Raw genomic sequence first — 11,967 nt, 5'->3', positions numbered from 1 at the left:
CTAAAACAAATCCTCTTCCGTCAAAAAATCCCACTGCCTCAGCTCTCTCTTCACTTTCTTTCCAATCACTTCCTTAAATTTAGAGGCTTCTATCCCATAGCCTTTCGGTTTTTTGGATTCGAGATCTTCAAAGGTGAGGATATGTCCTGCGAAAAGATCTTTATTCACTGCAAGTGATTTTTCAAAGATGCTTTTCAGAGCGCCGAAGGCGACATTGTTAGATTTGTCTACCGGATGCTGTTGAGCCAGGGAGATGTTTTTTACTGCGGAAACCAGCTGCTTTATTTCTGCTATTTCCAGAGAAGAAGTAGCATCAGGACCAAACATTTTCCTGTTGAATACCGCATGAAATTCCAGAATTTCTGCACCCAGGGCGGTGGCGGCAATACAGGTTTCTATTTTGGCGGAATGATCTGAATACCCCACTTTAACTCTGTACCGTTCTTTCAATTCCTGAATGACACTCAGGCCGTAATTCTCAGGGTGGGTAGGATAGGAGGTAGTACACTGGAGAATGGAAATATCTGCATTGAAGTCTTGAAGGAAAGCCACGGTATTATCGAGTTCAGCCAAAGAACTCATTCCGGAAGATAGAATCATTGGTTTTCCGGTTTTGGCTATTTTTTGGAGAAGCAGGAAATTATTGACTTCACCAGATCCTATTTTATATCGTTGCACCCCAACCTGCTCCAAAAGATCCACTGCTGCATTGCTAAAAGGCGAAGCCATAAATTCAATGCCGACTTCATCACAATGTGCTTTTAACTCCTGCCATTGTTCAGGGGAAAACTCCATGCGTTTCCAATAGTTAAAACGGGTTTTATCCTGGGAGGAAAATTTTATTCGAAAAGGTTCATGCAAACTGCTTTCTGCTTCAGCTATATGAACCTGGAACTTTATAGCATCTACACCTGTTTTAGAAAGGGCATCTATATAGGAATGTGCAATTCCTAAACTTCCTTCGTGCGCCTGTCCAATTTCTGCTATTAAAAACATATTTTTAGTTCTCTGTTTGGGCTAAAGTAGGAAATTTTGTCTGCATTGCACGTTGCCGAGTCGTCATTGCGAGCGAAGTGCGGCAGTTTGCTCTTTCCAAAGGCGCCTTTCAAGATGTCTTCCCAAACTCATTGCGAGGCCGCTAAACGCACTATGCAATCTGCCGCAACTCAATTATGATGCGTTTGAAGCAAGCCTCAAGGCGAATCCACCTCCGACAGCCCACTCCCCTTCATTTTTCCCCTTCTGAATTTCTATTCCCAACTCTCCTTTCCTGTGTAACAAAAACTTTTGTACTTTCACCGACTAAGGAAACTCAAATCTTATAAGACAATCTGTGAGCGAAGCAAACGAGGACTGGCTTTACGAAATCACCCCAAAGCGTAAAATTTTAGATCTAAATTTTAAGGAGGTATGGCGGTATCGGGATTTGTTGATCCTTTTTGTTAAGCGGGATATTGTTACCGTATATAAGCAAACAATCTTAGGCCCACTTTGGTATTTTATCCAACCCCTCTTTACTTCTGTGATTTTTACCCTGGTGTTTAATAATATTGCCAGTATTCCCACCGGGGATGTACCTGCCTTTCTTTTTAATCTTACCGGTATTACCGCCTGGAACTATTTTAATCAATGTCTTACAGGAACTTCAAACACTTTTACTTCAAATGCAGGAATTTTTGGGAAAGTATATTTTCCCAGGGTGATTATGCCTTTAAAAACTGTTATTTCTAATTTGTTTAAATTTGGAATTCAGCTAATAATCTTGATTGTTTTCTATTGCTATTTTTTATTTAATGGTGCTGAGTTAAATCCTAATTCTAACATCGTCTTATTCCCAGTTTATGTTTTAATGATGGCCTTACTAGGTTTGGGAGCGGGAATGACTATCTCTGCTTTTACAACGAAGTACAGAGATTTGACCGTACTAGTAGGTTTTGCAACGAGTTTATTAATGTATATTTCAGCTGTGCCATATCCACTAAGCGAAGTTTCAGAAAAAATGCCCAATTTTGCCTGGGTCGTGAAATATAATCCTCTCACTCAAATTATTGAAGGTTTTAGATTTATGGTTTTAGATACCGGTACTTTTTCCTGGGAAGGATTTTTATATACTTTAGGAGTATCTGTCATATTATTTTTGGTAGGGTTAATTATTTTTAACAGAACCGAAAAGAATTTTATTGATACCGTTTAGCTAGTTGATCTGGTTATTGATTTATAAAAGCGAATATTTTCCTCAACCACAACTTTTGTGGAGAATTTATTCATTATACGTTCTCTGGCAGCCTTTCCCATGCTTTTTGCAAGAGCTGGCTTCGTTAAAAGTTGAAAGATCCTGGATGCATATAATTGGTGATTTTTGGGATCTACAGTATAACCTGTTTCACCGTCCACCATAACTTCTTTGGCCCATCCGATATCTGAAGTAACCAAAGCTTTTTCCATAGACATGGCCTCTATCCAGGTCATGGGAAGGGCTTCAGCAAAGGAGGGAAGTACTATAACATGGGCATTTAAAATTTCCTCCAGGATTTCCTCATATGGAAGGTTTCCTAGCCAAACAATTTTTTGTGCGGCACCCGGGGAGAAATTTTCAAGCATTAAATTTTTAGTTGATCTTCCGGTTGCTTTATCAGTTACGTCACGTCCTGCTAGTTTTAATTGCACGGGCAAATTTTCCCTTTCTAAATGGTTGAATATTTCAGGTAACTCTAGTACTCCTTTCTTCCGAATCAAGCTTCCAAAATAAAGAACAGTTCCAGGCTTAATCCCTTGTTGTTGCGGACTGAAACGATTAATATCCACAGAATTAGGGATAATCTTAATCTTTCTTTCTAGATGAAAAATAGATGCTGTTTTTTCTGCGGTAAACTGGCTGACAGAAAGTAGGTGATCTGCTCCCTTCAATGCCAGCTTTTCAAACCAATAGTTTTTCTTCTTCTGTGGCCGGTTTTCCAGGTTGCAAAAATAGGCATCGCTACCATTCATTCTAATCACCAGGGGACATTTAAGCTTAATGAATGCCGTTATACCGGTCCAGTCCGGTGCTTCAATGGCATCTATGTTTTCTTCTACAATAGCCCGGTTTAAATAATTTTGAAGAAACTTTCTATAAAAATACCAGCCCAGAAATTTATAATGTTGCTGTTTTATAAAATGAAAATGAATTCCTTCCTCTGTAAATATTTTATCTTGTTGCTGTCCATAAATAAAAACTGTAACAGTAACTCCTTTTTCAACAAGAGCAATAACCATATTTTTTATACTGGTGCCCAACCCCCCTGTAGATGTGGATAAAGTATGGGGATATTCTGGTGTAAGAAAAGCCAGGTGCATAGTAAAATAATTATTTAAAAAGATCTTCTATTAATCTCTTTGTAAAGACATTCGCACCAGCTTCATTCAGATGTCCACAGTTAAAAAAAAATTCCTCCTTATCGTCAAATATGGCAATATAATTACGTAAACGGGGCAATTTTAGTTGCAATTTCTCTATAAATTCTCGGTTTTTAACATCTTTACAATAAGGTGCTGTAAAAAATTCAATGTTAGTATTGGTATTAAGATAATGTTCTTGCATTAAGTCTATTTCCGTGCTTCTGGATTTAATAGATTTTGGAAATATACCATCCACAGCTTTACCTATTCCTTGTTTTGGAAAAAAACCAACATTAATGTTTGTGTTTTGGTTTAATCTTAAAGTAGAAGCAGTAGCTTCTCTTATTCCAACTACCTTATCAAAAATCATAAATTTGTAAAATGGAATCGAACTATAAAAAAATTCATTTTCATATTTTTTCATTTGTTCTTTAACGATAGGTTCTCCGATAAATGGGATTAAATTGGCCTTAAAATAACTAGACATACCAAAGTGGTTATAATTGTAATCCACTTGCATAAAAACCTGGTTAAAAGTAACATTTCTATTTTCGGCAAGCTTCATTAGGATCAACATATCCCCGGCGGTACCTCCCGAAATACCAAAGTTAATACATGATTTTCCGGTGTATTCGGTGATCAATTCACAATTGATATGGTTCTCTGTTCGCGAGGAGCCAAAAAATGCTACATCATAATGTTTATTCTCTAACTGGAGCATGTTTTGAATTTTCGAGCGGGGTTGTCCACTTCTAAAAGCATAAGAATAGCTCTTATCCAATAGAATCATGAGGAATAAAGTGACACCAAAAATCATTGAACAAACCTTTAAAAAATTCTGCATTAGAATTGAAAATATATAAATTCCTGATTATCCGAATAAACACCTAAAGTAAGCAGCATTAATATAATTACGATTATTTTTAACCATTTAAGACTTCCAGAAAAGGGATGGTCCAAATTTCGGTGAAACCATTCGATGAGCACGAATATGCCAATAATAAATAGCATTTCTATATTATATCTTTCAATCGATAAATATTGTAGTTCAAAGGTAAAATTTGTAAATATTTTTGTAATAAAATTTACCGCAACAATTATACTATCTGCCCTAAAAAATATCCAGGCAAAACAAATGAGACTAAAGGTAAATAGCATTTGAAACATTTCCTGGAAAGAGGGCAGAAGTTGGTTTTCTGCCACCTGGTTTAAATATTTTCTATTTTGTTTTCTTAATAATAAAGGCAAAAAGAATAAAGCATGCAATCCTCCCCAAATTAAAAATGTCCAGTTTGCGCCATGCCAAAATCCGCTTACCAAGAAAATTATGAAGACATTTCTTACCTTTTTAGCTTTTGATCCCCGGGATCCTCCCAAAGGTATATACAAATAATCCCTAAACCATGTTGAAAGGGAAATATGCCACCTGCGCCAAAATTCGCCAATATTTCTGGAGAAATAGGGGTAGTTAAAATTGCGCATCAAATCAAAACCAAACAGGCGACCAGTACCTATAGCAATATCACTGTAACCTGAGAAATCTCCATAAATTTGAAACGCAAAATAAATCGCACCTAATAGAAGGGTGGCCGAGTTCATATTCTCGTAATCGTCAAAAATTGCATTTACATAAATGGCACAACTATCCGCAATCACTATTTTTTTAAATAGCCCCCATAGAATTAAATGAATTCCGGAAATAGCCCATTCCTCCTTAAAAATCCTTTTTTTTGAAAACTGTGGGAGAAGATGTTTGGCCCTTTCAATAGGGCCAGCTACTAATTGAGGGAAAAAGGCAACAAATACAGAAAAGTTTATAATATTTACAGTTGGCTCTATTTGTTTCCGGTAGACATCAATAGTATAACTTAAGGTTTGAAAAGTATAAAAGGAAATTCCTACTGGAAGGATGATATTTAGGCTTGAAAGATTCATATTTACTCCCAAACTTGCCCAGGAATCTATCCAGCTTTCAATAAAAAAATTATAATATTTAAAAAAACCCAGTAGCCCTAAATTGGAAATAAGACTAAGGCCTAGTAAAATTTTTCTGGTAACTCTATCTCTTTCTTTTGATAATAACCTACCGATGCCATAATCAATTAAAGTGCTCGCTGCAATTAAAGCCAGAAAGCGATAATCCCACCAACCATAGAAAAGGTAACTGGCTAATAGAAGAAAAAGATTCTGGAGTTTCAAAGATTTGTAGAAAACTCCCCAGTAAAATAGAAAGACTATAGGTAGAAAAATTAAAAATGCGATGGAGTTAAAAAGCATAAATTAATTTTGAACGCATATGTAAAATTTCATTTTTCACTATTTTAAACTGAGCTTTTTATTTTTCCGATGTTATTAATTTGCATCCAAATTCTTTCAGAAGCTTTTGCCCCAGGGGGGAAATTTATTTTTTCAAACCAATTTTTTGCCGCAGCCACAGTTTTTTCAGGATTTTGTAACACAGTTTCAATTTGAGAACCGATATCTTCTTTAGATTTCAACCATACCACCTCATTTCCAGTAGGAATATTTCTTAAATGAACAAAATCATATACTTTTTCTACTGACCAATTTTCTACCCGCTTTTGATCAACATTATAGGCAATGAACAAACAGGGTTTACCAAAAATGGCAAAATCGAACACCATAGAAGATCCTAGATTAACTACTGCTTTGGAATGCAGAATGGTATTAATTTGTAATCCTAAATCTTCCGGATTCGGAAGGACTGTATTCCAATTATTCCCAATTTTGTTCCATTTTGGAGCTACCGGAACAATAATTCCTTTATATTTTTCCAGCACCTTATCATACCTGTCCGAAAAATCTACCGGACAACGGCGAAAAAGAATCCCAAGCTTGATATCCCTCTTTTTATTTAAATTTTTGATTGATTCCGCTACATCTTGTAAATATTGAGCATCATCAGGGCTTGTTGTAATATCATCACCACTAAAACAGATATAGTCCTTATAGAGATCAATATTATTTTCTTCAAAAAATGTAATTCTGGGTTTTATTAAATTCTTGTCATAATGATGCTCAAATTGAGGACTACCTGTTATGAGGATTTGTTCTGAAGTAATATGGGGATAATATTTTAATAATTCCTGCTTCATATGATCGCTCCACACAAAATAGAAATCACTTTCTACAACCATAGTGGCTTTGGGCAGATTGTCCCATGAAAAGATAAAGGTGCTGGTTGGAATTCCAAGATCTTTTGCAGCAGTTAATGGCGATATTGCATGAACCGGCCTCTGATTGGTGCAAAAAATAAAATCCGGTTTTTCCCTATCCAAAACTTCTCTACAATTTTGATAAAATACAGATTTTCTTTCCGAAATCTCTAATTTCTTTCTCAATTTTTGGAGCCCTTTCTCTCCCCGGAAGGTTTTATTTAAATGACCGACTATAAGGTTTTTGATCCTTGATTTTAGACCTTTAGCATTGAAAGGAAATTTATAGGTTTGATATACATTATCATTAAATTTTTCCTCAAAAAAATCCAGTTCAGTACTTATTTTCGCCCGTTTTAAAAGATCGGTTATAGCCCTCGGTTTTCCCACGAGCTTAATTTCTTTATAACCCATCTCAGAGAGATTAAAACTGGTTTGATTCCAAAAAATAACATCCCATCCCATTTCTTCCCCAATTTTTACGAAAGAAGTAAATGCAAAATTGCGCAAACCAACGCCATCGGGGAGTAAGATCAATATTTTTTTGGTTTTCAAATTAGGTTAGGTTTTTTAAATTGTTCAAATATATGGAAATAGTATTATGTCAATGGTTAACTCGTTTGGGTAAACTTAAAAATACATCATAAACAGAAAGGTAAAAAAGTAAAATCCAGGACTGAAAACAAAATCATTACTTTTGACATTAATAAAAGAAAAACCAAGAATAATATTATTTTCAAAATTCGCTTTTATTGGAGTTATATAATCTTCTTTAAATTCAATGAAGAATTGCTTTAAAATATCTCGTTGAGAAGTTTTTTCTATTTGCTGTTCAATAATTAATAAATTGGGACCACAGAGACTTTATGAACCACACTAGTAAAAATCAGGATAAAAATAAAGCGCATTATGAGAAGTTGTATGCAGGTTATAATATAAATAATATACTTCATTGGCTCAATAATCGGGATGTATTTCTGGAACTGGCTACCAAAACAGAGACTAGCTGGTTTGCTTTATATCAGGGAGATTTTAAATATAAGCTGAAGGGGAAGAAGATTCTTGAAATGGGCTGCGGCGATTGTGTGAATGCAGCTATTATGGCAGGACTGGGAGCAGAGGTTTATGCCAATGATATAGCAGATGCCAGTGGGGAAATTGTGAAAAAAATAAATGAGAATTTTGAATTTGATCATCCCATTAAATTTGTAAAAGGAGATTTTTTAAAAAATGATTTGCCGGGTGCCCAATTCGATTATGTGATTGGGAAAGCCTTTTTACATCATTTAGAAATTCCGTTAGAAACCTTATTCTTAACGGAAACTGCCCGCTTGTTAAAACCTGATGGAGAAGCACGGTTTTTTGAACCTGCAGTAAATTCTAAGCTACTGGATGAGATACGTTGGCATATCCCAATTGGGAACCGACCTTCGAAATTTAATACAACAGCCTTTTTAAAATGGAAAGAGAACGATCCTCATCCTGATCGCAGTTTTAGTTCCAAACACTGGAAAAAAGCAGGATCAAAATTATTTAGGGAGGTGGAAATAATTCCGGTGGGAACCCTGGAAAGATTTAGCCGTTTGTTTGGGTGGGGGGAGCGTAGAAATAGATTTAAACGTTGGGCCTTAAAAAATGAAAAACTCTTGCCGAAATTTATAAATCTGATTTTGACCAGGAGCCAATTAATTATTTACCGGGGAGTGGTGGTAAATGAAAAATAGTAGGAAAGGCTAATGAAGCATAATCAATTGATAAATAGTTTTTATTTAAAAAACAAAATAATAATTTTTGTACTTAAATTTTTGAATAAATGGGGACGAGGTTTTGTTTTAAAAAATAAAATTTTTTCAAGTAAAGGAGTTTTAGAAAGAAATTTTCCCTTAAAAAGTGAATTTTATTTCATCCAGGTCGGAGCAAATGATGGAGTAAGTTTTGATTTTTTATACGAATTCGTGATAAACCGTAAATCTTCAGGGATAGTGATTGAACCTGTTAAAGAATATTTTTATGAGTTAGTAAATAATTATAAAGATTATCCGCAGATTAAAAAAATCAATAAAGCAGTACATTCTTTAGATAAATCAAAAATTATTTATAAAATCAAAGAATCCAGTAAACATAAATATCCAGACTGGGTTAAGGGAATTGCCTCCTTTGACGAACGTCACCATAAAAAGACAAATATTTCAAAGGAAGATATAGAAATAGAAAATGTTTTATCAGATACCTTAATGAATATTATTTCGGAAACTAATTCAATAAAAAGAATAGATTATCTGCAGATTGATACAGAAGGATATGATCTGGAAATACTCAAAATGTTAGACTTCTATAATATTAAACCATTGCTTATTAAGTATGAACATGTTAATTTAGAAAAAGCAGACTTTATATCTGCCAGGAAGCTTCTAACTGATCAGGGATATTCAGTATATAAAGAGGGGAATGATACATTAGGAATCGATTTACATCGTATTAATTTACTATGAGCATTCCTAAAGTAATACATTATTGTTGGTTCGGAAATAAATTAAAACCCCAATTGGTAGATGATTGTATTACCAGTTGGAAAGAAATTTTGACAGATTATAACATCATTGAATGGAATGAAAAAAATACGGATTTAAAACATCCTTTTATAAAAAAAGCATATAGACAAAAAAAGTGGGCGTTCGTTTCCGATTTTGTGAGATTAAAGGTGTTATACGAATATGGAGGAATTTACCTGGATACTGATATGTTAATTCTCAAGGCATTAGATGATTTTTTGGAAGACAAATGTTTTTTTGGTGCAGAAGATGAGGAATACATAAGTGCAGGCATTATTGGATCAATAAAATACCATCAATTCATTTATGATTGTCTACAAGAGTATGAAAAAATAAAAATTAATAATGAAACAAGTTGGTTGGGAATTTCTGTCCCAAAAATAATAACTCAGGTCTTTAAAAATAATTTCAATTTTGACGGTTTTTTTAAGGAGAAAAAAGAATTATACGGAATTGTAGTTTACCCATCTTCCTATTTTTATTCCCTAAATTTGAAAAACCGCGGAGACATAAAAAACTATAGAAATTATTTAACGGATGACAGTTACGCAGTTCATTTATGGAATTCCTCCTGGATTGAACCTAATGAATATCAATATATAAGAAATAAACAATATTATAAAGGATTGAAAAAGGTTATGAGTAATATTATTTCCAATCGAAGTATCAGTTTTTTTTATTTAAGGAAAATATTAAGTTCACTTAAAGAGTCATTATTAACTAAACAAAAAAAGAAGCTGCCTTAGATATTAGATTTTCCTTTAAATATTATTGGATCTAGCTATAAAAAATCCAATACGGGAAAAAGAAAGTAAAACTTCAATCCAAGCAAATTCTTTACATTATAATGGGTATTATCCTCAAAGCAGAAAATATCTCAAAACAATATCGCCTGGGAGAGGTTGGTACCGGCACACTTAGCCATGACCTCAACCGTTGGTGGCACACAGTGCGTGGAAAAGAAGATCCATATTTAAAAGTAGGTGCAGTAAATGACCGCGGTGCTAAAGCGACTGACGATTATGTTTGGGCGTTGCGGGACATTAATTTTGAGGTAAAGCAGGGCGAGGTTTTGGGTATTATTGGAAAAAACGGCGCAGGGAAATCTACTCTACTTAAAATTTTATCAAGGGTTACTGCACCCACCACCGGCAGCATTAAAACCAAGGGTAGGATCGCTTCCTTGCTGGAAGTAGGTACAGGTTTTCACGGCGAATTAAGTGGGCGGGAGAACATTTTTATGAACGGTGCAGTGCTGGGAATGAGTAAAAGTGAGATCAAAAGCAAGCTCGATGAGATTATCGCTTTTTCAGGTTGTGAAATGTATATAGATACTCCTGTAAAACGCTATAGCAGCGGTATGACAGTACGACTTGGTTTCGCCGTCGCAGCTCACTTGGAACCCGAGATCCTGGTGGTGGATGAGGTGCTTGCCGTAGGCGATGCCGATTTTCAAAAAAAAGCCATTGGCAAAATGCAGGACCTTTCAACTGGAGAAGGGAGAACAGTATTGTTTGTTAGTCATAATATGGTTTCTATACAAAACCTTTGTAGAAATATTATTGTTTTAAAGAATGGTGCAAAATGTTTTGAGGGTGGCGTAGATGCTGGAATAAGTAATTATCTTAAACTTACCGAAAATAATCATAAAAACCAGTCCATTCAAAAGATGTATAGAAAAGGGAAGGGTGATTTTAAATTTATAGATATAAAAAAATTAAATTGGAGGGGAGAAGATGCTGAAATATTTTTGAATGGAAGTAAAATTAAGTTTGATATATTTATTGAGAATATCTCTCAAAAACCAGTAAAAAATTTTAGACTGGATTTTGGTGTTGATGATTCCAAAGGTAATCGTATAACTTGGTTTAGTACCAGTTTGCACAAACAAAAATTTGTTTTTCCATTGGAATCTATTATTAATATTGGATTAGAAATACCTAATTTACCTTTGACAAGTGGTAGTTATACAATAACAGGGAATTTGATTATAAATGATACGCCAGAGGACTGGGTTCCACAAATTATTTCATTTGAAGTACAAAATGGGGATTTCTTTAAAAGTGGCAAAATCATTGAAAAGGGGCAAGGAAATCTTTTAATTGATCATTCATTTGTATGAAAAAAGCTGTGGTTAAAATCTTAAAAAATTTAAATCTTATACCAAGTATAAAAGAAGATCTAAAATTTAATGATTTAAAAGGAGATGATGTTTATTCGCTAAACATTTTACAGCCTTTATTGAGCGGTAAACCTTATTTACCTTTTAATGGGGGTGCCTTACGGCCTACTGGTATAGTTTATATCTTAAACGAAATTTTGATTAATAAAAGATCATCTGTTCTAGAATTTGGTTCTGGGATAACAACAATTTTAATTGCTCGAATGATTAAAAAAAATAAGCTTAATATAGTTTATAAAAGTGTAGAGCACAATTTAGAGTGGAAAAATTATTTACACAATAAGTTGCAAGAAGAAGGTCTTTTAGATCAAGTTGAACTTATATATGCGGATCTCAAAAAAGTAGCAAAAGATAATGAGACCATTTGGTATGATTGTGATCATTTAAATAATGTATTAGAGAATATATTTTTCGATTTGATCATTGTAGATGGCCCTCCTGCAAATTATCCAGAAATCAGATATGCGAGATTGCCAGTTGTTGATTTTATTAAGTATAAATTAAAATCTAATTATTGCATATTTATAGATGATGCTCATCGGGATGGTGAAAAAGAAATGATCTCCTTTTTTAAAAAGAGTTATGAAATAACTGAATCTCATACAGTAAGTAAAACTTTTTATGTAATATATAGCAAGTCTTTATTTAATCCTATCCCTATATATTATCAGTAGAATAA

11 protein-coding genes are annotated in these 11,967 nt (G+C 34.1%); 6 read left to right on the top strand and 5 right to left on the bottom strand.

Annotation, left to right across the window (positions count from 1 at the left end; genetic code table 11):
- Complete coding sequence (locus RM545_RS01375) at nt 1–996, bottom strand: N-acetylneuraminate synthase family protein (protein WP_311493476.1); 996 nt, start codon at nt 994–996, stop codon at nt 1–3.
- Between the two features lie 337 nt (nt 997–1,333).
- Here RM545_RS01375 and RM545_RS01370 point away from each other — a divergent pair, with 337 nt between their 5' ends.
- Nucleotides 1,334–2,194 carry an ABC transporter permease gene (locus RM545_RS01370; RefSeq protein WP_311493475.1) on the top strand — a complete coding sequence of 287 codons (861 nt, stop codon included), beginning with the start codon at nt 1,334–1,336 and terminating at the stop codon, nt 2,192–2,194.
- On the opposite strand, the gene RM545_RS01365 is transcribed toward RM545_RS01370, so the two are convergent.
- The 4 genes from RM545_RS01365 to RM545_RS01350 are packed head-to-tail and all read right to left on the bottom strand — an operon-like array spanning nt 2,191 to nt 6,740.
- Complete coding sequence (locus tag RM545_RS01365) at nt 2,191–3,336, bottom strand: glycosyltransferase family 4 protein (RefSeq protein ID WP_311493474.1); 1,146 nt, start codon at nt 3,334–3,336, stop codon at nt 2,191–2,193. The two genes, RM545_RS01370 and RM545_RS01365, sit on opposite strands and share 4 nt — an antisense overlap.
- A gap of 10 nt (nt 3,337–3,346) precedes the next feature.
- Nucleotides 3,347–4,222, bottom strand: a complete 876-nt coding sequence (locus RM545_RS01360) for a hypothetical protein (protein WP_311493473.1) — start codon at nt 4,220–4,222, stop codon at nt 3,347–3,349.
- Nucleotides 4,222–5,655, bottom strand: coding sequence for an MBOAT family O-acyltransferase (locus RM545_RS01355; protein ID WP_311493472.1), 1,434 nt, complete (start codon nt 5,653–5,655; stop codon nt 4,222–4,224). Before RM545_RS01355 ends, RM545_RS01360 begins: the two co-directional genes overlap by 1 nt.
- Before the next feature lie 44 nt (nt 5,656–5,699).
- Nucleotides 5,700–6,740: a UDP-glycosyltransferase gene (locus RM545_RS01350; RefSeq protein WP_311493471.1), complete on the bottom strand. Its 1,041-nt coding sequence runs from the start codon at nt 6,738–6,740 to the stop codon at nt 5,700–5,702.
- A gap of 680 nt (nt 6,741–7,420) precedes the next feature.
- On the opposite strand from RM545_RS01350, the gene RM545_RS01345 reads away from it, so the two are divergent.
- From RM545_RS01345 to RM545_RS01325, 5 genes are all read left to right on the top strand, one after another.
- Nucleotides 7,421–8,278 carry a class I SAM-dependent methyltransferase gene (locus tag RM545_RS01345; RefSeq protein ID WP_311493470.1) on the top strand — a complete coding sequence of 286 codons (858 nt, stop codon included), beginning with the start codon at nt 7,421–7,423 and terminating at the stop codon, nt 8,276–8,278.
- 12 nt (nt 8,279–8,290) lie between these two features.
- Nucleotides 8,291–9,046, top strand: a complete 756-nt coding sequence (locus tag RM545_RS01340) for an FkbM family methyltransferase (protein WP_311493469.1) — start codon at nt 8,291–8,293, stop codon at nt 9,044–9,046.
- Nucleotides 9,043–9,852, top strand: a complete 810-nt coding sequence (locus RM545_RS01335; protein ID WP_311493468.1) for a glycosyltransferase — start codon at nt 9,043–9,045, stop codon at nt 9,850–9,852. The genes RM545_RS01340 and RM545_RS01335 overlap by 4 nt, the downstream gene beginning before the upstream one ends.
- A gap of 101 nt (nt 9,853–9,953) precedes the next feature.
- Complete coding sequence (locus RM545_RS01330) at nt 9,954–11,228, top strand: ABC transporter ATP-binding protein (protein WP_311493467.1); 1,275 nt, start codon at nt 9,954–9,956, stop codon at nt 11,226–11,228.
- Nucleotides 11,225–11,962 (top strand): class I SAM-dependent methyltransferase, encoded by a 738-nt coding sequence (locus tag RM545_RS01325; protein WP_311493466.1) that lies wholly within the window; start codon nt 11,225–11,227, stop codon nt 11,960–11,962. The genes RM545_RS01330 and RM545_RS01325 overlap by 4 nt, the downstream gene beginning before the upstream one ends.
- The last annotated feature ends 5 nt before the right edge of the window (nt 11,963–11,967 follow it).

The sequence above is a fragment of the Autumnicola lenta genome (genome assembly GCF_031846515.1).
Lineage (GTDB): Bacteria > Bacteroidota > Bacteroidia > Flavobacteriales > Flavobacteriaceae > Autumnicola > Autumnicola lenta.
The sequence above is the reverse complement of the archived record's forward strand: the minus strand, read 5'-3'. Positions and strand labels throughout refer to the sequence as shown.